The organism is Neisseria sp. 19428wB4_WF04 (assembly GCF_015235335.1).
GTDB classification, from domain to species: Bacteria; Pseudomonadota; Gammaproteobacteria; order Burkholderiales; family Neisseriaceae; genus Neisseria; species Neisseria musculi.
Map to the genome: position 1 here is coordinate 23622 of NZ_JADGLG010000002.1, position 18780 is coordinate 42401.

Sequence of the window (18780 nt, forward strand, 5' to 3'; positions counted from 1 at the left end):
GGCTTTTAAAGCGGTTTAAAAACTAACGGAGAGTGGCTCAATTTTGGAGCACAACTCCCCGTTTCCCTGGCTCAGTTTTGCACGATATTTAACATTTATTTATTGGGAGCACCCGTATTGCCGCCGCTGGTTAAATCAGGGTGGGTATGTTCTTCCACAAACCGCTTCAGGCTGATACCGTTTAAAATGATGTCTCCTTGCACATTTGCGACCCCGTCTATCTCGGCGGCATGACCCCCGCCCCCATTGGAGGCAGACAAGCCGCTACTGTAGGTCAGATGTCCCAAGATGTTTGTATTGCCGCTGATTTCAGTATAAGGCGTATTTATTTTGACTTGCTTTGCAGCCTTAATCAAAACATCGCCCGGCGTATCCACGGTAACCTGCCCATTTTCCCTATTATGCTTAATCACCGTGCCGTTTTTAAACCGCCGCACCCACATATCCTTGCTGGCCACGGGCGGCGTATCGGCCGCGTTATAGGTTGCGCCCAGCACCACGCCGTTTTCGCCGCGCGCATCGAGCAGGCACGCCACCTGCTCGCCTTCGTCGGGCAGGCTGTAAAACTGATTGCCACCCGACGCGGGCGTAATCATGGGCAGCCAGTCGGTTTCCATATTTTCCAGCGCGGGCAAACGCACGCGCAGAGTGTGGGCGGCTTCGTCAACGGCCGAGACGATGCCGAATTGCAGCGTGGCGGTAAAATCATGATTGGGCAGCATCATCGGTTGCTTTCTCTTCCGGGATATATTCCAGCATTTTGATTTCAAGGTCGGTGGTATAGCCGCTGCGGCGGTCGTATCGGTGCCGTGCCTGCTTAACCAGATAACGGCCGCTGAATTTGCCGTGGTTTTGCAGCAATATCACTTGACCGGCCACTAACTTGGCATGGCCGAATATGGTCACGTTCCCTGCGCATTGCTCGTCTTGGGCGGCAGCCAATGCGGCATCTGCCCGGGCGTTAACCTGAGCTTGGCTTTCGCCTTTATTGGCAATGATTTTGAGGGTATCGCCGGATGTGGTGTGTTTGGCCTTTTTGCGGCGCGGTTTGGCCTTGCGTGTCGTGGTGCGGTTGGTTTTGGTTTTGGGGTCATACCCGGATACCACCGCTTTATCAGGCACGCCCTTAATCAGGTCGCGCAGGCGGATATCAATAATGTCTGCCGGATTCAAAGCCGCCACCGGCTCGCGTTCGGCCAGCTTGGCATTACTCATAAATACCAGCGTGTCGCCGACAATCTTAAAGGTGTGGCCGTACTGTTTGGCCAACCGCGTCAGAAACTCGATATCGCGCTCTTGATACTGGGTAACGCGCTCGATTTCGATGTGTTCGCACTCGACCGTTACCTTCAGTTTCAGACGGCCTGCCACCATGCGCACGATTTTGGCCAGCGTGGTTTTTTCGTAAGACTTGGCCTGCAGGGTGCGGTTGGCTTTGGTAATGCCCGTACCCAAGGCCTTCAGCGATACCGTGCTGGGCGGGAGGCTGTATTCGATTTCGGCGATTTCAAAGCTGCCCCACGCCACCAAGCCCGTGAACCGGTCGCCCATGCTCAGGGAAAGCGAGTCGCCCTGTTCGGGGTACCAGCCGCGCAGCCAGCGGCCGTCCGTGTCTTCAAACGCCACCTCCAGCTCGTCCGACTGCCCGCCCAAATAATCGGTATAAACTATCGAGAGCAGATAAGGCTCCACATCGCCCGTGATGTCTTTCTGTTCGTACTTGAGCGTGAAATCGGGTCGGGTAACGGGGTGGGTATTGCCCAAACCGCCCGAGCCGTTCAGATTCAGTAAAGCGTCTAGCGCATCCACGGCGGCAGCTCCTCCCGGCTGTTTTTAGGTTTGGTTTCCAACACCGGCACAAACACGGTCAGGCCACTTTTAAACTCTTCGGCCAGCGGCAGGTGCGGGTTGGCCGCCATCAGGCCGTCAACCAGCAGTGCGTTGCCGTAGTGTTTGTGGGCAATCAAATCCCAGCGGTCGCCGTCGATGGTGGTGTAGCGGATAACCGCGCTCATATATCCCTCCGGTAGGCAAGATAAGCCGTTAAGGTTTCCACGGCGGCCGCGCCGTCTGCCAGCGATGATGCCGCGCTCTCCACGCCCGTGGCGATGCCGTCCAGCCTGCCCGTGAAGCTGTCGTTTTCAACACCCGCACGCATACCGGCCACCGCCACGCCCAAATCGGAAGCGGCCTGCGCTGCTTGTGCGGCAAACACCGCTGCGCCGTCCAACCTGCCGAAGATTTCCGTAACCTGCGGCAGGCCGTCCAACTTGGCCAGAATCTCCGAGCCGCTGCCCAAAGCATCGCCCATCAGGCCGAACAGGGCGGCGGGGTCGTTTTTAAGGTCTTTGGCGGCAGCGGCAACGCGCTGCAGTTCTGCCAGCCTGCTTTCCGCTTCGCGGTATACTTCCACGCCTTTCCGAACCGCCTGCATAATGTCCGAAGCCTGCGCCTGCACCGATTCGGGCAACAAGGCCAACAGCGGGTTTTTACCGCCGCTCATCACGCCCGGTGTCGGCAGCGGGTTGTTCGGGTCGCCCGCAAACTCGGTCAGCTCCACATCCAACTCGCGCGCCGCCGTGCGGCCTTTGCCGTCCTGAACCAGCGTGCGCTCCGTCAGCCGCTCAATCACAAACCAGCCTGCAAACCGCCCGCTGCCGTACACCAACGCCTGCGCCTGCTGGCTCTCTTTGGCGGCTAGCAAACCCTGATAGGCCGCGTCGGGGTTGCCCAGCAGCCAATGCAGTTTCAGGCTGAACCGCAGGGTCGACAGCTCGTTGCCCACCGCCTGCAGACGCGGCCTGCCCTGCAATACATCGTGTTTGGCAAAGGTTGCCGAATGTTCCGCTTCCAGCGAAGTGAAGCCCGTTAACGGCTCGAAGCGCACACCGCCCAGCATTGCATACATTAATAAGCCCTCCGTAATTCATCATGTCGGATTTGTTTCAAATGGCGCGGCAACTCCCGCAGCAACTCTTCTTTTGCACGGTCAAGCAATGCCTTGATTTGCAGGGCATCACCGCCCGCCGCATTAATGGTCGGGCTAAAATGCACGGTAATACTGCCACCGCCGCCTAATCGTGCGGCAGCAGTTTCTTCAGATTGGGCACGCATACGCGAAGACAGGTCGGCAGACAGCGTACCGCTGCGGTTGACAAAACGCTCTTTCAGACGGCCTGCCATCTTGCCTGCCATTCCGACAGGCTTGTCTGCCGTAGCGGAAATGCCGCGTGATAAGCCTTCGGTAATCCAACCGCCGTAACGTATAAAGATGCGGCTGGGCGAACGGATTTCGGTTGGCTGTGTGAATGCGGATTTAACCGATTGGGCAAAGCTCCTTACCGCCTCTATCGCCGCACCGACTTTCGACTTGATGCCGTTAACCAAACCGTCAATCAGCATTTGGCCGAAGCTGGTAAACTTGGCAGGCAGTTCAACGCCGAACCAGCCCAACACCGTGCGGAAGGCCGCATAGAACGCCGACATCGGCGACCAATTGACAATCAGTGTCAGAATACCTTTCAGGCCGCCGTCAAATGCCGTTTTGATTTCATCGACTTTACCCGTTACAAACCCGGCAACGGCGGTAACCTTTTCGCCAATCCACAAACCGACTGACTCGCCGAAACTGCGCGCTCCGCCTTCGGCCACTTGTGAGATGCTGAAAAAATCTTTAAACCAGTCGATAACCGGCTGCACAAACGGTTGTATTTTCGTCCACAGCCCGGAGAAGACCGACAACAGCCCGTCAAATGCGGGGGATACGGAAGCCAGCCCTTTTTTCAGGCCGTCCCACAAACCCGCAAAAAACGCCTTAATCGGTTTCCAGTATTTGTAAACCAACACGGCCGCCAATGCCAGCAGACCCACGCCCGGAACAGTCAGGAACAGGGTACGGCCGAGCATCATGACTGCCCGTCCTGCACCGCCCAACAAACCGCCCAGCATCTTGATGCCCGGAAGCCTACCCAACATCGCCCCGAACAGGCCTGCCGACTTGGCGGCGGTTTGGGCGGACATACCGATGGCTCTGAAGAACGCAACGCCTTTGGTCATCTTGCCCATCTGCATCAGCTGCCAAATCTGCCCCATTGCCTTGAGTTTGTAGATGCCGACCATGAATGCTTTAACAGGTGCGATGGCCATGGACATGAAATAAATAAAACCCAAAATACCGAGCTTCATCGCAAAAAATCCTGCAGCCACACCGGCTACCGTCTTAATCAGCCCTTTGTTTCCCATGACAAAAGGCATGATTCTGTTTTCAACAAACTCCTGAAGAAAGACGGCCGCAGCTTTGATTTCAGGTGCAAACGCCGAACCGAACTGGGCTGCCGTATTTTCAACCGCACCACCCAATGCCTCGATGGCGGAAGAGAGCGTGTCTGTTTTGACTTTGATGCGGTCTTCCAACGAAGCCTGAGCGTCCATCTTGGCCGTCATCTCGTCAAAACCCTTCACACCCGACTGAATCAGAATGTCGGCAATCCGTCCGCCCTGTTCCCCGAACATGGCATTGGAAAGGTCGAGTACGCCTTTCTCCCCGTATTTGGCGCGGACTTTGGCAAACTCGCTCTCAAGAATCTGAGTGATACCGCGCAAATCTTTAATCGAACCGTCCGCATTGAAGAAATCGAACTTGGCTCCCGAATCAATCATCATGCGGTTGACTTCGCCCTTGAAACCTTTTTGGGCATATTCGAGCGTACCCACACCCTTCGAGAGCTGGCCGAGGAACTGGTTTAAGTTGGTACCGAACTGAGAGCCTTCTATGCCTTTGGTAGCCGCCATACCTTCCACGGCATAGAGTTTTTTCTGATGCTCCAAGCCCGTATAACCCAGCGTATTGGCCTTGCCCGCATAATATTTCATGGCCTCGAACATATCGTCTTTTTTAAGGCCTGCGGCAAAATAGGCACGCTGGGTTAAATCGGCTGATTTGAGCAGTTCGCTCTCTTTGATGCCGTGCGCTTCCATGTTTTTGGCAAAGAAGCTGCCGTCTGAAATCGGAATGCCCATTACCACGTTCAGACGGGCGGTAGACAAACCGCCGCCGTTGATAATGGTGTCGTCCGAGATACCTTGGCTTTTCAGATCGAGCGCCATTTTGGAAAAGTCGGTTTTATTGCCCGGCAGAGCCGCACCCCACTCGGTGGTCAGACGGTCGATTTCGGCAAATTTTCCGAAAGTTCCGTCTTTACGCATCATGGCGATTTTCAAGTCGGCCGATGCGTTCTCCTGCTCCATAAACTTCTTTACTGACGACACAATTGGCCCCGCTGCGACAACAGCGTGTCCGGCTGCTTCAACCATCTCGCCGCGCAGCCGCCTGCGGTTCTCAAAACCCGCCCGTTGCGATGCAAGAGCCTTATTCAGCTTGTCCTGCGCTTGGGTAGCCCGCTTAATCTGCATTTCCAGACGGCCGTAAGCCGCAGCCTGTTGGGACAGGTTTCGGGTGGGATTCAGTGCCGTTTGGGCGCGTATGGACTTGCCGAACGCCTCGTTGGCCTTGGTGGCGGCTTTGATTTCGCTGCCCAAGGCTTTGGCGGTTTTTTCCGCACGGTCGAAAACGCTGCTGAACCCTGCCTTGAGTGTTGCACCGATGACTACGCCTACCAATAATTCTTTTGCCATACGGATAACCTGCGTTTAAAATAAGAAAATGTTTGGGGAGAGCGGAAATGTTTGACTTTGATTTTGATTTTGAAAATGACTTCACAGCGTCGGTTACATATGCCACCTTTATCGTTTTAATGGCTGTCGTGCTGACGGTAGGATTTATCCAACTCTGGCTGGCATCAGGCAGTTTTTTTGCAGCCGTTTTTTTAGGCTTGCTTCTATTACTGTTTACCGCACCCATTTTGGGCGGTGTTATTACAGCTATTTCTTTCCTGTTTGCCCTTTGGCTGAGAGGGCGGCGGAAATACTTAAATGACCGCGCCCGCGCCAAAGAAGCCAAAGCTGCCGCTAAAACTTTGCGTACTTCGCCTTAATCTGCCGGTTTGCCTGCTCCTGCCACTTGACGATTTCATCAAGTGGCATTTCTTCTATATCGGCAGGCGAAAAACCGAACCACCAAGCCAAATCGGCGGCAGCTTGGTAATAAGTTTCCCAATCAATGGCCGATACAAAACGACTCCAGTTTTTTGTAGTCCGCCCATGTCAAGTTTTCAAAGTCTTCTTCCATCAAGCCCGAAGCCTGAGCCAGTACGGAAATCTGTTGTAGCGCACCGTTATCCGGATAACGCTCAGCCGCCTGTTTGTAGTCTTTCACGCGCACGCGGCGCACGGTAATCTCGCGCACTTCACCGGTGGGCGTGGTTATCGGCTCTACCAGCTTGATGGTTTGGCTGATGCCGAGTTTTTCCTGAAGTTGTTTTGCTTCGTTCATTTTTGTAATCCTTTTTCAAAAACCGCCGTGCGGCCCGGCGTGGTCAATACCGCATTGGTCGGAGCTATCTTAGCCTTTCAGACGGCCTGTGCCTTTTAAACGGCATTAAAAAACACCCTGCCAAAAAGCAGGGTGTTTGCTGTTTCAGACGGCCTATGCGCCGATGTTTTTCCGCATATTCGACAGCACGTCTTCGCCGTTCACGCGGTAGACATTCTTCATCGCGTTGTAATACAGCACTTCGCGGCCTTCCACCACTTGGCGGATTTCCGTGGCCTGATAGGTGCTGCTGTGCTCAGACTTCTCCTTGTGCTTGAAGTTGCCTAAACCCGCCTTGCTCATGGTGGCGGTAATGGTGGTCACCACCGGCACTTCTTTAACCAGGCCGCGGGCATCGTGAATCTGCTGGTTGGCGCGTATCATCAGCTGCACGGCGCGGAAGGGGTGGTAGGCTTTGGCGGCCACGTCGGGGTACAGGCTGTTCCAGGTAATCTCGCCTTCCAAGGCTTCCGCACCCGAGGGCAGCTTCAGCGTGCCCCATACGCCCAAGCCTTTAAATTCGTCTTGGGTAATCTCGAAGTCGGGCAGTTTCACTTCGGAAGCTTTGCCCATATGGTTGTTGCCGTCGATATAGACGTTGGCGTTGTAAATCGCGCGGATATAGTCGCTCATTCAATTCTCCTTATTTACCAGGTACGAGATTGACCAGATACTTGCGGGTCATTACCGATGTGTGGGTAATGCGCTCGGCAGGCAGCTTGGGCGTGTAGTCGTACTTAATCGGTACTTGGCCTTTGCTGAAGGCATCGGCCAAGTCGTAGTCGTAATCCAATCCTGCTTCGAAGCCGGTAATGCTTTGCAGCGTGCCCAGATAGGTGCGTACCGTTTCCACCAAGCTGTCAATCAGGGCATCGTCAATCGGGCGGTCCACATACTGCAGCGAGGCGCGGCGGATACTCTCGTCAATCACGTCGCCCGTGCGCTGGGCGGTCTCGAAGTTTTTAATGTGGCTCACGGTGGGGAAGCAGGCCAGGCGGTTGCCCCACATACGGTAGCCCGTGCCGTAGCTGTTGAATACGGTGGTGATGCCTTTCTCGTTGAGGCGGTTGGTTTCGCTCTGCGGGTCGTCCGCACGCGCGGTCAAGCCCACTTCGGTATCGGTTACCCCCAGCAAATCCTTATTGGAAATGCTCCACCAATAGCCTTTTTCCACATCGGTTTTCATACGCAGGCCGGCCGCGTGGGTTGCGAGGCTTTCAATGCCCAGAATACCGGTAACGTGTGGATAAAACAGTTGGGCGCGGTCGGAGGCCGTCTGAAAGTTAATCGTGCCGGTGGGGCCGCGCCCTTCCAATGCTTTGCTCAACGATGTGCCTTTGGGCGCGTCGATATAGGCAATGGCCTTGAGCTTGTCGGCCAGCACCGTCAGCGCGGCGGCGCAGGCGGCGGTTTTGTCGTAGCCCGGGGCAATCAGGATTTTGGCGTCCGCGCCGAAACGGTTGAAGCCTTCCGTCAACAGCTCCATACCGGTGCGCTTGCCGGTGGCGGCCACATAAGCGCCGATAATGTCGGCTTCGGATACTTTGGCCGGGTCGGTGTAGGTATAAGTGATTTTCGGGGCGGTAGGCTTGGCTTTATACACAATCTCACCCGTGAGCGTGTTGATGGTGTAGTGCGTACCTTCGGTCAGTGCGCTGCCGCCGTCAACCAAAGCATAGCCGCGCTGCAATGCCGGTTTGGCCGTACGGGCGGTCAGGGTATCGGGGTCTACCGTCAATGCTTCGTTGCTCACGGCGGTTTTATGCCGTGCCGGGTCGCACACATTGACCACATAGGCGACGCCGCTGCCGTAGCGCGTCCAAATGTGCGCGGCATCGGGCAGGGTGAAGCCCGCGCCGGTCAGATCACCGCCGAATTTGGCAAAGTCTTTTTTGGTTTGGCACACGGCCAACTCATTGACCGTGCCTGCCGGGGCGGTGCCGATGATGGCGGTAATCGCGCCGTCAACGGTATAAACGGGTACGGAGCCGCCGTCGATTTTGACGGTCTCGGTGCCGTGGTGGAAGGCTGCTGCCATAGGGTTACTCCTTTTTGGGTCTGGGTTTTAAATCAGGTTCGGGCGGTTGGCCGTCCCGGCGGTAGCGGGCTGCGGTAAACAGCGGGGCTTGTTCGGCGCGGCATTGCTGCACCTGATGGGTTTCGGTCTGAACCAAAAGCTGATACTGCCAAGAGCCTGCGTTTTCGCTTAAAAACTGCTCGCTGATTAAGTGGCAGGGCAGGCAGTGCGGCGGTTGGTAGCCCGCCACGGCCAAGCGTAGGCGGTCGAGCAAATCCAACGCCGCGCCGTCGTTGTGCAGCCCGCGCCCGAAAACGGTCAAATGCAGGGTTATCACGCGCTGCTGGGAAATCGCGCCCAGCTGCTCGATTCGGCCGAATTTGCTGCCCTGATAACCCACCAGCACCGCCCCTTTGGGGTGGATAAAGCGGTAAGTGGCGGGGTCGTCGGGGAAGAGCCGCACTTCGGCATCGGGCAGTTCGTCCTGCAGCCACGATACCACCGCCTGAAGAATGGGAACGGTTGCCGCCATCAATAGCCCTCAGTGTCCAGCTTATTTCCCGCCCGCACACGGTATGCGCCGCGCTCGGGCTGGAGTTGGCCGGTCGGCTCTTCCACATCGCGGATACCGAGATGGATTTTTCCGTCGCGGATAAACGCCAGCATCTTAAGCGCGTTGTCGTAGGCCGCCTGCACCGGCTTCGGAAAGTCCGCAGTATTAATACGGCGTTGGTGCAGCCAAAACCGTGCGATGTCGGTAGCCAGTTGCGGCAGAATGCCCGGCACCGGTTCCAGCGGCAGCGCGTAGCGGCCGCTGATATGGCCGTCGATAAGCTCCGAGGCATACACGATGGCACGGTCGACGATATTCCAGTCCGGCTCTTCCATGCCGTAGTTGCTCATCTGGTCGTTGGTTAACTGCACCAGCTCGGCCATACTCACGGCGGCGGCCAAATCATCACGCGTGATGTAGCGCATCATTCCGCCTTTTGCTTGCGGTTGCGCGCCGTTTTGGCTTCTTCCTGCTCCGGCTCTTCCGGTGTTTCTTCGGGCGTGTCTGCCGCCGGCGGTGCGGGTGTTTCTTCCGGAGCATCTTCCGCAGCCGCTTCAACCGGCTCCACATGGGCGGCAACGTCTTGATATTGCTCGGCAGTCAATGCCACTTTTTCGCCCGCTTCGATACGGACTTCACGACCCGTTGCATCGTCGATAATCAACGGGGTTTTGGCGGTATAGGTTTTTAAAGACATGATTAACCTTTCAACAACACACGGATTAAATCGCCCGCAGCGGCAGCCGCTCCGACAGCCGTGCCGGCTACATTCTGCGTACCGGCCACCGCACAGCCCTGTGCATCGGCAGACACCGTCGCACCCGCGGCCACTTCGCCACCGGCTTCCACCAGCGCGATGCCGACAATGTCCACGCCCAGCAAATCGCCTTCTTCGGCGTTATGGATAGCCACGCCCAGCACGGCCTCATTGGCCTTGGCCTGTTTGCCTGCAAAAGTCACAAAACGGTTTTCCACCACTTTGCCGGTGGTGCGGGCGGTTGTGGTCAGAATGACCTGTTTGGTTTGTTTAGCCATTGTCAGACTCCTTTTCTGCCGTAAAGGCGTTTTCTTTTACACGGTAGGCTTCCAGCTCCCACAGCTTACGCATAGCATCTTGGTGAGCCAATTCGATACCGGCCTGCTCATCAAACACATCCGGATTGATACACGATGCTTGGCCGATAACCACAAAACCCGATGGCAGCGTCAGCGAGCAAACAATGGTCGTTGTCTCGCCAATACGGTGGTATTCCGCTACCGCACCTTTTGCTTCAAGGTCTTCAAATTTCACTTGTAATGTCATCTTTATTCTCCAAAGGCCGCCTGAAACTACTCGCCGCTGCATGGCAGACCGGTGTACTCCTTCATTTCAGACGGCCTGCAAACGGTTAATCGGTTTTAATCGGGTTTTGGAATAGGTAGCCGCATGCGCCGCCCACCACCGCAGCCTTACGGATATCGGTGTAACGCACGTACTCGACCTTGCCGCCCACGCCGTCATAGCGGTCGACAACCGGCATACCGCGGCGGCGGAAGGTGTAGGCAAAGCCGGTTTGGCCTTCGTCGTTGCCGTCTGAAACAATGGTCGGGCGCACAATCAGGGCGGCAAAATTGCCCCACACGTCTTTGGTGGCCTTGCCGCTGTTTTCGGCATACACCGACTCACCCACGATAATGTCGTCCACATCGAGCAGGTTTTTCAGAATATCGATATTGAGCAGCACCTTGCGGTCGTTGGCCGAGAGGTTGCTGCGCAAACCCTCGTTCATACGCAGCTTGCTCAACACCTGCGCGCCCACCACCAGAATATTCGGACGGATGCCGCAGGCGGCACGCACCTTTTCTTTTGCTGCTTCAAGCAGCTCCTGTACGTCGGAATCTTTATGCGTCCACTGCTTTGCGGCGGTGGCGGCCAAGTCTTCGGTGTGGCCTGCCTGATAAACACTCTTGTCCTGAATCAGGCGGGCGATTTCCAGTTCCTGTTTGAGTTGGATACCCGTAGTTACGCGGCGTGCGGCCTTGGCTTTCTCGTCGTGGCGGCTTTCGTGCTGTTCGCGGTAGTCCACGCCTGCCGCCAAATCGTGCTCTTCCAGCACCACCGGCATAGTCTTGCCGCGATCCAGCGTAATCACATTGCTGGCCGCGCCCACCGCGCGTTCGGTTTCATACTCGACAAATGCGCCCTTGCCGAACACCGGCACCTTGATGCCTTCTTTTTCGGTGTACACCACCGGCGCGATTCTTTCACCGACAAAACCGGCCTGACGGTAGCCGACCGCCAAATGGGTCAGCACTTCGTCTTTTTCGCGCAACGCTGCCAAATGTTTGCTCATTGTGTTTCCTTTTCGATACAGGTTAGTCTTGTGCGGTGCGGCGCGCCGCTTCTTCATAGCTGCAGCCGTGTTCTTTCTGATAGCCCAGCGCGCGTTCGTGGTGGCTCATGCCCTCGGCAAACTGCGGCATACCTTTGGCCAGCTCGCCCGTAGGCAGCTGCTTGGGCAACACCGCGTTCAAAAACCCGCGCAAGGCTTCGCCCAGCGGCTTCTTCGCATCACCTTCGCCGAAATCGGCGGTGGTGTGTCCGGGGTATTCGGCAAAGTCCAGTGCCTGAACCACCAGCGCTTTGTCGGCAGGTTTCAGACGGCCTGCTTTTACCAAGCCTTCGGCAAAGTCGGCGTTTTTCTGATGCGACGCATCGCGCAGGTCTTGCTCCTGCTCGTTTTGCAGCTTCTTCAGCTCCGCCTTTGCCGCGGCAGCCTCGGCCTCGGCTTTCTCGCGGGCGGCCTTTTCGGCTGCCAATTGTTCTTCGGTCGCCATATTGGTCTCCTTAATCGGTTCATGGTTGTTTAAAGGGGGTTGGGTTTCGGATTCGGCAAATGCCGGGTTGGGATTGATATCGCTGTTGCGGGCGGCTTCTTCTTCGATTTGGCGGATTTCCCAATCCGCCACCACCTGATTGGCGGTGGCAATATCGTATTGCTCGATCAGCCAATCGCGCAGATGGCGGAAAATCGAAGCCGTAGTGCGGTGGGCATACTCAGAAAACTCCGCCAGCCCGCTTTCGCCGTCGGCAAACTCGATTTGGCGCAAACCCTTAACGGCGGGCGGGTGCGCGCCGAGAAAGCCCACATGGCGCAGGTAGTAGCTGTCGGGCACGGGGTTGTTGGGGTGGCCGGGCGGCCAGAACGAAGCCGACACCTTTTTATAGCGGCCTGCCTTAACCGCCGCCGCGAAGTCATCGTCCATCTGCGCGAACTCCGCCGACAGGCTGCCGCTCTCAGCAGAGAGTTTGGGAATCCAGCCGTATGCGGGCGCGTCCGTCTTCGGGTGGCCGACAACAACCGGCGCTTCGTGCAGCTTCGGGTCGTACACTTCGGCCGCCCGTTGCACATCTTCATCGGTGATATTCCACTGCGTGCCGTCCGCGCCCATGCGCTTGCCCGATTTAAAAATTTCAAACAGTTTGCCCATAAAAAAATCCCTGCGTTGCTTGACAGGGATTGTCGCCTTATGCGGTTTTACGGTCTTTTAAACGGCTTTAAAAAACAGCCGCAACAAGGCCGTCTGAAACAGCCCGAAAAAAACGCGTTTTCAGCGCGTTTTCATGCAGGGGTAAGCAAACCCTCGACCGCGCGGAGAAACGCAATATAAAAGCGGTCAGGACAAAACCTGACCGCCATTCCGATTTGACCGTGCCTAAGCAAACATATCAATCTGGCTTTTCGCCCGGTGGGCTTCTGCCGCGTCGCGCACGATTTTATAAATCTGCTGCATCGTCAAATCATATTCCTGCGCCAGCGCGGCATGGTTTTTGCCGTTGAACTTCCGCCAGATTTCCGCATCGCGCTCCGACAGCCGCCCGAAGTGGTTCTTAGGGAAATACAGCAGCTGCCCGCCCCAATGTCGGCTCAAATGGCCGGAAACCTGTTTGGCCGTTACCCGCGCCGCCTGTTTGTCGATATTCGCCAACGACACCAAACAAGAAGCAATCTGCGCTTCCATGTCGGCAATCAGCTCCGCCGTTCGATTGTCCGTCATGCCACGTTTCCTCCAACCCTCACAACCCATTGCTTCAAATGCTCGATAACTTTTGAGGCGTTATCCGCATCCAGCCAGCCGTGGTAATCCACGCCCGTCATGCGCTTCACAAAACGCGCCAAGCTCAGTTCCGATGCATTTCTCACTTCGCCCATTGCGTGCAGCTGCAGCCACAGCGCGCGGATTTTGCGGATTTGCCCGCCGGCATCGTAAACCGGTATATCCGGCTTATCCTGCTTGGCCTGCGCTTTGGTGGCCACCACAAACCCCTGCGCCTTCAATTGCCGCAGCACCCACTCCAATTCATCGACCGACAAAGCCTTGCTGCTGGTCTTGCCGCGCGAGGCATTGGCCAACAAAGTGCGGTATGCCGCGTCATCCATCATCAGTTGGCCTTTGGCCACATGGATAAGCTTAATCAGCCGTGCCTTCTTCTGTGCTTTGGTTTCTTTCATTTTACCCCCAATGTTTCACACAGCGAAACAACGTTACAAAATATCTTTTATTTTCAAAAATATAAAAGTATTCTAGCAGCGGGGGATATTTCTTTCAAATAAAACAAAGGCCGTCTGAAACGTTTCAGACGGCCTTTGTTTGTATTTTTTGTAAAAAACAGTTGACTAAAATCTAGTAATACTAGATAATACACTTATCCGATAAGCAAAGCCCCGAAGCGGCAACTTCGGGGGCTTATCAGATAGAAAGGAGGCTTGAAGAAATGGCGAAAGTTATTTTTTTCATCATTCTGCTTTTAAGCTCTAGCCAAGTTTATTAAGCAAGCTGATTAAATAACAAGGGGTGGCAGAACACCGCGCCCCTTTCGCCCCACCTTTCTTACAAGCTATTTTACTACAACGGCTTTTAAAATCAAGGAGTATGCCTATGCCCGATGAGAAAGCGAAGAAACAGGCCGAATATCAGCGCAAGTATGACCAAAAAAGGCTTGTAAAAACAGTTTCTTTCCATTTAGAGAAAGAAAAAGAACTGGTAGATTTTGTGCAGACAGAAATTACCGACTTCTCAAACTGGGTAAAAGAAACCATAAGAGAAAAAATGAAGTAAGAAATTCCGCCGATGTTGACGCATCGGCGGAACAGGTGGAAAGCAGTGCTACCAACACTCTTTCCGCGTCTATCACCTATCGTAATAGAAAGGGCATTCTATCATGTCTTCCCAACCGTTAGTACGTCTTTCAGGCAACCGCCTGATTACTACATCACTCGCTGTTTCAAACCATTTCGGTAAAAAACACGCTCACGTATTGCGTGATATTGAAAATTTGGATTGTTCCGATGAGTTTAGAGAATCCAATTTTGGACTCTCCTCCTACACGACTTCCCAAAATAAAAAACTGCCGATGTACGAAATTACCCGCGACGGTTTCGTTTTTCTCTGCATGGGCTTTACCGGCACGCAGGCGGCGCAGTGGAAAGAGAAATATATCGCTGCCTTTAATGCGATGGAGGCCGAGCTCTCCCGCCCGCGTGCGCCGCAGGGTATGCCCGATCTGGCCGCCGATATGCGCCTGCTGGCGCAGGGCATGGCGGTGGTGTTGCAGCAAAACCAGCTTACCCACCGCTACATCGACCTGTTGGAACGCAACCAAAAATCCCGCGCCCGCATCAGCCCCGACCATGCGGTGGCAGCTAAAAAGCTGGTGGCCGCAGGCTTGAGCCAAAGCCAAGCCGCCCGCGAATTGGGCATTTCCAAAGCCGCCGTGAATGCACTGGTCAACGACAAATACGAATTTGGCGGTGAATGGGCCAAGCCCAGCCCGATGAAGTTGTTGCAACAACAGCTTGACGACCAACGCAATGTCTTAATCGAAGCCTTGCAGATTGCAGAGAAAGGGGAATAATCATGGCTATACAAATAAACGGTGAATTTGTTTATCCGCTTGCCGAAGAAGACTACCGTAATCTGTCTCTGGTGTTGGATGCATTGGAAAGTATGCGTTTTGCGATTGATGAAAATCCGTCTAACGACAGAAAAGGAGACGCTTTGGCAGGATTTATCCAAATCATGGTGCGTGACCTTGAAAATATTATTCTCAACATCAATGAATTGAACCGTAAATCCTAACCGCAATAAAAAGGCCGTCTGAAAAGTCAGACGGCCTTTTTATATTTTGTTTCACACTTTCGCAATATCCAAGTTAACCAACTGATAATCGCCCGCATCATCGCGGCGGTACACCCGTACAAACGGCTTGCTGATATGCACTTTCAGGCTGTCCGAGAGTGCGTCCATTGCACGTTTCCACTTGTCGTCGCTGATTTGCAGGCGGCGCAGGCCGAGCACGCGGGCGGTGGAGATATTGCCTTCTTTATCCACCTGAAACGCCGCGTTAATCAGCGTTTTCAGCTCGGTGCGGCTGCCTTCCGTCCACTCGTTGATACACTCGTCGATTAAGGCTTTCGCCGCCACCAAGCCCTCGTCGAATACCAGCGTGTCCTGCATCGCCAGCTTCACGCAGTAGCGGCCGTCGAAACTGTGTAGGCTGATGTTGCCTTTTTTGCCGCCCACCTTCACGTCGTAGCGGTCGGCGGAAAGCTGCACAAAGGCGGCGATATCGTCCATCGCATGCTGTTTGAAACCGGCGATATGCTCCTGCACCTGTGCTGCCTTAGCGGCGATTTCAACAACCAGCTCGTCGCGCAGCAGGTCGATTTCCTTGATGTTGGCCAGTGGCACGAGGTTGCCTTTGGCATCTTGTCGGTATTGGCTTAAGTCAGTCATTTTGGCTTCCTCCATCATTTGCTGTTATCAGTCGTTCTACAGCCTCAACAACCTGAGCGATTTCAAACTCCGGTTCGTCTGGCATTAAATTGTTTTCCACTAGCATATTGTGAATTTTATGAATACCATTTTCCCAACGGTCTTTTCTAACTATTTTCCCATCACCTCTAAATTCATAATCTTTCGGATCTTTGCCTCTAAACTCAGGTTTTAAAAAATCTTCCAATACAACTTCTCTTTTAATCATTTTCTGTTCCTTTCAAGGTATTTACGGCATCTTCAGTTAATACAATTTGATAGGTTTTCATTTTTCCTTCTCTTTCTGCCTAGCGGCATAAATCCGTTTGCATTCATCCACCGAGCGGTGTTGTGGGCCGTGTATCCAATCCCGGTTCATGACCGGCGCGTCTTTCAGACGGCCTTTCACTTTTTCCAGCATGGCTTTGCCGTATGCCGTCGGTTTGTGTTTCTTGTCCAGCCTCGGCACCATCTTGATTTCGGGTTCGGGCAGGTGCCGGGCAAACTCCGCAGGGTTGGGCCATTCCGCCGATGTGGCCGCGATGGCTTCAAATGCCGCCCGAATCCTCGGTATGTCGCGCTCGGGCTGCCATTTTTGCCTGAGCAGCAGGCCGTACCATATTTTTGCCACCGCCGTTAAATCGTCCGCAGCCGGGCGTCCTTTTAAATTCAGCGCGGAAAGCAGCATAAAGCCCGCACCGATTTCCTTTTTCAGCCAACTAGCCTCCTTCTCCTTGTTCATTTGACCACTCCATTAACTTTCCTACACCTTTTCTGAGTTTGGTTTCTGCCGCTGACTCGGCCCGAACTGCCGCCCCTGCCGTTACCGCCGTTTTCTCCGGCGACCAAAACGTGATGTTTTCGAGCAGGTAGCCGTGGCTGGTCAGCGGCGGTTTCAGCTTGCCCGTATCGCGGGCTTCGAGGCAGCGGTTAAACGCCCAAATCCAAGCCTCGCGCGGGGCGGGGTAGATGCAGCGGTTACGGCTGATTTCGCCGGCCCGAATCATCGGGGCAATCTCGCCCACCAGTTTGGCCACGCGGGCAAAGGTCAAATCCTTTTCAGACGGCCTAAACAGGGTCAGGTATTTCAAACAGCCGCGCACCAGCTCGTCGGATATGCCCGATAACGCCACCAGCGCGGTGCGGGCTTCGTCGTGGGCGATCAGCACATCAAGGCTTAGGCTGGCTCCGCAGCTTGGGCATTTAACTTTCATAAATCATTCTCCGCTTTTGCTAACCAACCTTGCCAAGCGTAGTCCATCTCGGAGTGAAAGTAATATCCCTCTCCCTCCCATACATCTACCCATTTCAATCGCTCATCATTCGCCCCTATACTTCTCGCCCATTTCTCAAAATGTTCTTTTTCTCTTTGCCATTCTTCTGCTTCCATTCTGCTGTCTCCAATATGGCTTTCTTTTAAAAACACGATCCAGTGTGTCTGCGTTTGGTTTTGCTTGTGCCTCATACTGACATGTCCAAAGAGGGGCTTTTGGTCAGTTAATGTCAAAATCTCTTTAACCCTTATTTGATTTTCATTCCATTTGAAAACCAACAGGCCGTCAGGTTTTAGTACCCTGAAGCATTCGGCAAACCCCTTTTCCAAATCACTTTTCCAGTCATTTCCTAATACACCGTATTTCTTTGCCAACCACGATTTTGAGCCTGCCCTAACCAAATGCGGCGGGTCAAAAACCACCACCGCAAAAGAATCATTCGCAAATGGCAAATTAGTAAAATCCAGCTTAACATCAGGGGATATTTCTAGTTCCCGTTTGTAATGACGGTCTTTCAGCAGGTGCTGTTCGCGGCGTTTATCGCCAAATAACGCGCGGCTGTCTTGCTTGTTAAACCACATCATGCGACTGCCGCAGCAAGGGTCTAATATTTTCATTTCAGGCCGCCTCCTGCTTCACCGCCGCCAAATCATTACTGCTCAGGCATCTCAAGGCTGTCTGAACCACATCGGCTTCGGTGTCGGCTTTATCCGCCGATACCATCAGCAGAATAAACTGCCCGCTGGTGCTGTTCAGCTCGCAGCAGAGATAGCCTGCCCGTTCGCGCCAAACTTTGGCCTTGATGTTGCTGTAATCCCGTTCTACGCGCATTTCTTTTCCCCTTCCTCGCTCAACCGATACGTTACCGATACGCGGCTTTCAATCTCGCCGCGACGCTCCATTTTTGCCAACTCCGCCTTCACTTCCGCCAGCGGCCAACGCAGCACGTCGGCGATAAATTCGGCAGAACACGGGTAATGACTTACCAGCAGGTCTGATATATGTGTCATTTGTATGCCTCCGCATCGCCGCGCACCCAATCAAAGTCCTCTTGCTCGTAGGCTTTAAGCATCTCGCGCACCGCATCGTCGGCTTCGCGCTGCTTGGCGGCCATCAGAGCGGCGGTGTCGTCGCTGCCCCGGTATTCAGCCGCATACTGGGCGGGCGGCGGGCTGTAAGGTTGGTCGTCCGCCTTGCTTTGGCAGCCGAGCACCAGTGCGATTGCCAGCCCGAAAACTGTTTTTTCGATTAAATCCGCCATTTTTATTCCCCGCTTTCTTCGTCTGATTCGTCAACACCGCCCGCGATGGCTAAGTTCAAAATATCCTGCCAATCCAGCATAAACCGCTTGCCGGTGGCTTTGCTTTCGATAATCTGGTTTCCCGTGGCAGTTGTTTGCATGAGGTATTCTTTGCCGCCCATGCTGCCGGTGGCGATTTCTTTACGCAAAAACAATGCGCCGCTCTCAATTAATTTGCCGTATTTCGGTTCGGTTTGCTCCGCCCAATCGTTTTCTTTTGCCAGCCGCAACAAATCATGGTGGTCAAATGCATAACCCAAACCTGTGCGGCCATCGACCACAATCAACGTGCCGTCCATCGCTGATCCACACATATAGGTCACATCTTCGCCCTGGATCATTCCGTGCACACTGGTAACTATCAGTTGCACCATCTCTTTCGATATCGGGCTGCCGTATTGTTCTTTCATC

31 protein-coding genes are annotated in these 18780 nt (G+C 54.4%); 4 read left to right on the forward strand and 27 right to left on the reverse strand.

Translation table 11 applies throughout. The features are described from left to right. Window positions 1–95: 95 nt before the first annotated feature. The 5 genes from IR141_RS00695 to IR141_RS00715 are packed head-to-tail and all read right to left on the reverse strand — an operon-like array spanning window position 96 to window position 5634. Complete coding sequence (locus tag IR141_RS00695; RefSeq protein ID WP_135033791.1) at window positions 96–725, reverse strand: phage baseplate assembly protein V; 630 nt, start codon at window positions 723–725, stop codon at window positions 96–98. Then, complete coding sequence (locus IR141_RS00700; RefSeq protein ID WP_135033793.1) at window positions 706–1809, reverse strand: phage late control D family protein; 1104 nt, start codon at window positions 1807–1809, stop codon at window positions 706–708. The genes IR141_RS00695 and IR141_RS00700 overlap by 20 nt, the downstream gene beginning before the upstream one ends. Continuing rightward, window positions 1797–2015 (reverse strand): tail protein X, encoded by a 219-nt coding sequence (locus tag IR141_RS00705; protein WP_135033795.1) that lies wholly within the window; start codon window positions 2013–2015, stop codon window positions 1797–1799. The genes IR141_RS00700 and IR141_RS00705 overlap by 13 nt, the downstream gene beginning before the upstream one ends. After that, entirely contained in the window at window positions 2012–2908 is an 897-nt protein-coding gene (locus IR141_RS00710) for a phage tail protein (RefSeq protein ID WP_135033797.1), read from the reverse strand. The genes IR141_RS00705 and IR141_RS00710 overlap by 4 nt, the downstream gene beginning before the upstream one ends. Next, window positions 2908–5634: a phage tail tape measure protein gene (locus IR141_RS00715; protein WP_135033799.1), complete on the reverse strand. Its 2727-nt coding sequence runs from the start codon at window positions 5632–5634 to the stop codon at window positions 2908–2910. The genes IR141_RS00710 and IR141_RS00715 overlap by 1 nt, the downstream gene beginning before the upstream one ends. A 47-nt stretch (window positions 5635–5681) precedes the next feature. Between IR141_RS00715 and IR141_RS00720 the strand changes: the two genes are divergently transcribed. After that, window positions 5682–5993, forward strand: coding sequence for a hypothetical protein (locus tag IR141_RS00720; RefSeq protein ID WP_135033800.1), 312 nt, complete (start codon window positions 5682–5684; stop codon window positions 5991–5993). Here IR141_RS00720 and IR141_RS14130 read toward each other — a convergent pair. From IR141_RS14130 to IR141_RS00785, 13 genes are all read right to left on the reverse strand, one after another. Beyond that, the gene (locus IR141_RS14130) at window positions 5968–6042 is read right to left on the reverse strand and encodes a hypothetical protein (RefSeq protein WP_368665543.1); all 75 of its coding nucleotides are present in this window, start codon (window positions 6040–6042) and stop codon (window positions 5968–5970) included. The genes IR141_RS00720 and IR141_RS14130 overlap by 26 nt on opposite strands. 73 nt (window positions 6043–6115) lie before the next feature. Then, window positions 6116–6391, reverse strand: a complete 276-nt coding sequence (locus tag IR141_RS00730) for a phage tail assembly protein (protein ID WP_135033802.1) — start codon at window positions 6389–6391, stop codon at window positions 6116–6118. A gap of 153 nt (window positions 6392–6544) precedes the next feature. Beyond that, entirely contained in the window at window positions 6545–7063 is a 519-nt protein-coding gene (locus IR141_RS00735) for a phage major tail tube protein (RefSeq protein ID WP_135033803.1), read from the reverse strand. A 10-nt stretch (window positions 7064–7073) separates the two neighbouring features. Then, on the reverse strand, window positions 7074–8468 hold the full coding sequence (locus IR141_RS00740) for a phage tail sheath subtilisin-like domain-containing protein (protein ID WP_135033804.1): 1395 nt from the start codon (window positions 8466–8468) through the stop codon (window positions 7074–7076). Window positions 8469–8472: 4 nt separating this feature from the next. Next, window positions 8473–8979, reverse strand: a complete 507-nt coding sequence (locus IR141_RS00745) for a Gp37 family protein (protein ID WP_135033805.1) — start codon at window positions 8977–8979, stop codon at window positions 8473–8475. Then, window positions 8979–9428: a gp436 family protein gene (locus IR141_RS00750; protein ID WP_368665542.1), complete on the reverse strand. Its 450-nt coding sequence runs from the start codon at window positions 9426–9428 to the stop codon at window positions 8979–8981. The genes IR141_RS00745 and IR141_RS00750 overlap by 1 nt, the downstream gene beginning before the upstream one ends. After that, on the reverse strand, window positions 9425–9697 hold the full coding sequence (locus IR141_RS00755) for a hypothetical protein (protein WP_135033806.1): 273 nt from the start codon (window positions 9695–9697) through the stop codon (window positions 9425–9427). The genes IR141_RS00750 and IR141_RS00755 overlap by 4 nt, the downstream gene beginning before the upstream one ends. Before the next feature lie 2 nt (window positions 9698–9699). Beyond that, a complete protein-coding gene (locus IR141_RS00760; protein WP_135033807.1) occupies window positions 9700–10035 on the reverse strand; it encodes a capsid cement protein in 336 nt (111 codons plus the stop codon). After that, window positions 10028–10303: a Gp49 family protein gene (locus tag IR141_RS00765; protein ID WP_135033808.1), complete on the reverse strand. Its 276-nt coding sequence runs from the start codon at window positions 10301–10303 to the stop codon at window positions 10028–10030. The genes IR141_RS00760 and IR141_RS00765 overlap by 8 nt, the downstream gene beginning before the upstream one ends. An 85-nt stretch (window positions 10304–10388) precedes the next feature. Continuing rightward, window positions 10389–11333: a hypothetical protein gene (locus IR141_RS00770; RefSeq protein ID WP_135033809.1), complete on the reverse strand. Its 945-nt coding sequence runs from the start codon at window positions 11331–11333 to the stop codon at window positions 10389–10391. 22 nt (window positions 11334–11355) lie between these two features. Further along, a complete protein-coding gene (locus IR141_RS00775) occupies window positions 11356–12471 on the reverse strand; it encodes a 2-oxoacid:acceptor oxidoreductase (RefSeq protein WP_135033810.1) in 1116 nt (371 codons plus the stop codon). 225 nt (window positions 12472–12696) lie between these two features. Then, window positions 12697–13038, reverse strand: coding sequence for a Mor transcription activator family protein (locus IR141_RS00780; protein ID WP_135033811.1), 342 nt, complete (start codon window positions 13036–13038; stop codon window positions 12697–12699). Then, window positions 13035–13493 (reverse strand): gp16 family protein, encoded by a 459-nt coding sequence (locus IR141_RS00785; RefSeq protein ID WP_135033812.1) that lies wholly within the window; start codon window positions 13491–13493, stop codon window positions 13035–13037. The genes IR141_RS00780 and IR141_RS00785 overlap by 4 nt, the downstream gene beginning before the upstream one ends. Window positions 13494–13920: 427 nt before the next feature. Here IR141_RS00785 and IR141_RS00790 point away from each other — a divergent pair, with 427 nt between their 5' ends. The 3 genes from IR141_RS00790 (at window position 13921) to IR141_RS00800 (ending at window position 15120) form a co-directional block, all read left to right on the forward strand. Continuing rightward, window positions 13921–14100, forward strand: coding sequence for a hypothetical protein (locus tag IR141_RS00790; protein ID WP_135033813.1), 180 nt, complete (start codon window positions 13921–13923; stop codon window positions 14098–14100). 103 nt (window positions 14101–14203) lie between these two features. Beyond that, entirely contained in the window at window positions 14204–14896 is a 693-nt protein-coding gene (locus tag IR141_RS00795) for a Rha family transcriptional regulator (protein WP_167742960.1), read from the forward strand. 2 nt (window positions 14897–14898) lie between these two features. Next, the gene (locus tag IR141_RS00800) at window positions 14899–15120 is read left to right on the forward strand and encodes a hypothetical protein (RefSeq protein ID WP_135033814.1); all 222 of its coding nucleotides are present in this window, start codon (window positions 14899–14901) and stop codon (window positions 15118–15120) included. A gap of 51 nt (window positions 15121–15171) precedes the next feature. On the opposite strand, the gene IR141_RS00805 is transcribed toward IR141_RS00800, so the two are convergent. From IR141_RS00805 to IR141_RS13270, 9 genes are read right to left on the reverse strand one after another with little or no spacing between them, the layout of a single operon-like run. Further along, complete coding sequence (locus IR141_RS00805) at window positions 15172–15777, reverse strand: DUF3164 family protein (RefSeq protein ID WP_194198357.1); 606 nt, start codon at window positions 15775–15777, stop codon at window positions 15172–15174. Beyond that, window positions 15770–16024 (reverse strand): hypothetical protein, encoded by a 255-nt coding sequence (locus IR141_RS00810; RefSeq protein ID WP_135033815.1) that lies wholly within the window; start codon window positions 16022–16024, stop codon window positions 15770–15772. The genes IR141_RS00805 and IR141_RS00810 overlap by 8 nt, the downstream gene beginning before the upstream one ends. A gap of 57 nt (window positions 16025–16081) precedes the next feature. Then, a complete protein-coding gene (locus tag IR141_RS00815; protein WP_135033816.1) occupies window positions 16082–16537 on the reverse strand; it encodes a hypothetical protein in 456 nt (151 codons plus the stop codon). Beyond that, complete coding sequence (locus IR141_RS00820) at window positions 16515–17009, reverse strand: hypothetical protein (protein WP_135033817.1); 495 nt, start codon at window positions 17007–17009, stop codon at window positions 16515–16517. Before IR141_RS00820 ends, IR141_RS00815 begins: the two co-directional genes overlap by 23 nt. Next, window positions 17006–17686, reverse strand: coding sequence for a class I SAM-dependent methyltransferase (locus IR141_RS00825; RefSeq protein WP_228068100.1), 681 nt, complete (start codon window positions 17684–17686; stop codon window positions 17006–17008). Before IR141_RS00825 ends, IR141_RS00820 begins: the two co-directional genes overlap by 4 nt. Before the next feature lies 1 nt (window position 17687). Further along, window positions 17688–17900 carry a hypothetical protein gene (locus IR141_RS00830; RefSeq protein ID WP_135033818.1) on the reverse strand — a complete coding sequence of 71 codons (213 nt, stop codon included), beginning with the start codon at window positions 17898–17900 and terminating at the stop codon, window positions 17688–17690. After that, window positions 17891–18079 carry a hypothetical protein gene (locus tag IR141_RS00835; protein ID WP_135033819.1) on the reverse strand — a complete coding sequence of 63 codons (189 nt, stop codon included), beginning with the start codon at window positions 18077–18079 and terminating at the stop codon, window positions 17891–17893. The genes IR141_RS00830 and IR141_RS00835 overlap by 10 nt, the downstream gene beginning before the upstream one ends. Beyond that, window positions 18076–18330, reverse strand: a complete 255-nt coding sequence (locus IR141_RS00840) for a hypothetical protein (RefSeq protein ID WP_135033820.1) — start codon at window positions 18328–18330, stop codon at window positions 18076–18078. Before IR141_RS00840 ends, IR141_RS00835 begins: the two co-directional genes overlap by 4 nt. A 2-nt stretch (window positions 18331–18332) precedes the next feature. Then, the gene (locus IR141_RS13270) at window positions 18333–18779 is read right to left on the reverse strand and encodes a hypothetical protein (RefSeq protein WP_228068101.1); all 447 of its coding nucleotides are present in this window, start codon (window positions 18777–18779) and stop codon (window positions 18333–18335) included. Window position 18780 lies beyond the last annotated feature (1 nt).

Coding starts and splice junctions, on each gene's coding strand:
- IR141_RS00785 (WP_135033812.1), bottom strand. CDS start 13,493: ATGAAAGAAACCAAAGCACAGAAGAAGGCACGGCTGATTAAGCTTATC.
- IR141_RS00735 (WP_135033803.1), bottom strand. CDS start 7,063: ATGAGCGACTATATCCGCGCGATTTACAACGCCAACGTCTATATCGAC.
- IR141_RS00780 (WP_135033811.1), bottom strand. CDS start 13,038: ATGACGGACAATCGAACGGCGGAGCTGATTGCCGACATGGAAGCGCAG.
- IR141_RS00805 (WP_194198357.1), bottom strand. CDS start 15,777: ATGACTGACTTAAGCCAATACCGACAAGATGCCAAAGGCAACCTCGTG.
- IR141_RS00745 (WP_135033805.1), bottom strand. CDS start 8,979: ATGGCGGCAACCGTTCCCATTCTTCAGGCGGTGGTATCGTGGCTGCAG.
- IR141_RS00715 (WP_135033799.1), bottom strand. CDS start 5,634: ATGGCAAAAGAATTATTGGTAGGCGTAGTCATCGGTGCAACACTCAAG.
- IR141_RS00710 (WP_135033797.1), bottom strand. CDS start 2,908: ATGTATGCAATGCTGGGCGGTGTGCGCTTCGAGCCGTTAACGGGCTTC.
- IR141_RS00760 (WP_135033807.1), bottom strand. CDS start 10,035: ATGGCTAAACAAACCAAACAGGTCATTCTGACCACAACCGCCCGCACC.
- IR141_RS00755 (WP_135033806.1), bottom strand. CDS start 9,697: ATGTCTTTAAAAACCTATACCGCCAAAACCCCGTTGATTATCGACGAT.
- IR141_RS00815 (WP_135033816.1), bottom strand. CDS start 16,537: ATGAACAAGGAGAAGGAGGCTAGTTGGCTGAAAAAGGAAATCGGTGCG.
- IR141_RS00810 (WP_135033815.1), bottom strand. CDS start 16,024: ATGATTAAAAGAGAAGTTGTATTGGAAGATTTTTTAAAACCTGAGTTT.
- IR141_RS13270 (WP_228068101.1), bottom strand. CDS start 18,779: ATGAAAGAACAATACGGCAGCCCGATATCGAAAGAGATGGTGCAACTG.
- IR141_RS00795 (WP_167742960.1), top strand. CDS start 14,204: ATGTCTTCCCAACCGTTAGTACGTCTTTCAGGCAACCGCCTGATTACT.
- IR141_RS00765 (WP_135033808.1), bottom strand. CDS start 10,303: ATGACATTACAAGTGAAATTTGAAGACCTTGAAGCAAAAGGTGCGGTA.
- IR141_RS00705 (WP_135033795.1), bottom strand. CDS start 2,015: ATGAGCGCGGTTATCCGCTACACCACCATCGACGGCGACCGCTGGGAT.
- IR141_RS00830 (WP_135033818.1), bottom strand. CDS start 17,900: ATGCGCGTAGAACGGGATTACAGCAACATCAAGGCCAAAGTTTGGCGC.
- IR141_RS00800 (WP_135033814.1), top strand. CDS start 14,899: ATGGCTATACAAATAAACGGTGAATTTGTTTATCCGCTTGCCGAAGAA.
- IR141_RS00835 (WP_135033819.1), bottom strand. CDS start 18,079: ATGACACATATATCAGACCTGCTGGTAAGTCATTACCCGTGTTCTGCC.
- IR141_RS00820 (WP_135033817.1), bottom strand. CDS start 17,009: ATGAAAGTTAAATGCCCAAGCTGCGGAGCCAGCCTAAGCCTTGATGTG.
- IR141_RS00825 (WP_228068100.1), bottom strand. CDS start 17,686: ATGAAAATATTAGACCCTTGCTGCGGCAGTCGCATGATGTGGTTTAAC.
- IR141_RS00730 (WP_135033802.1), bottom strand. CDS start 6,391: ATGAACGAAGCAAAACAACTTCAGGAAAAACTCGGCATCAGCCAAACC.
- IR141_RS00775 (WP_135033810.1), bottom strand. CDS start 12,471: ATGGGCAAACTGTTTGAAATTTTTAAATCGGGCAAGCGCATGGGCGCG.
- IR141_RS00740 (WP_135033804.1), bottom strand. CDS start 8,468: ATGGCAGCAGCCTTCCACCACGGCACCGAGACCGTCAAAATCGACGGC.
- IR141_RS00790 (WP_135033813.1), top strand. CDS start 13,921: ATGCCCGATGAGAAAGCGAAGAAACAGGCCGAATATCAGCGCAAGTAT.
- IR141_RS00695 (WP_135033791.1), bottom strand. CDS start 725: ATGATGCTGCCCAATCATGATTTTACCGCCACGCTGCAATTCGGCATC.
- IR141_RS00770 (WP_135033809.1), bottom strand. CDS start 11,333: ATGAGCAAACATTTGGCAGCGTTGCGCGAAAAAGACGAAGTGCTGACC.
- IR141_RS00750 (WP_368665542.1), bottom strand. CDS start 9,428: ATGATGCGCTACATCACGCGTGATGATTTGGCCGCCGCCGTGAGTATG.
- IR141_RS00840 (WP_135033820.1), bottom strand. CDS start 18,330: ATGGCGGATTTAATCGAAAAAACAGTTTTCGGGCTGGCAATCGCACTG.
- IR141_RS00720 (WP_135033800.1), top strand. CDS start 5,682: ATGTTTGACTTTGATTTTGATTTTGAAAATGACTTCACAGCGTCGGTT.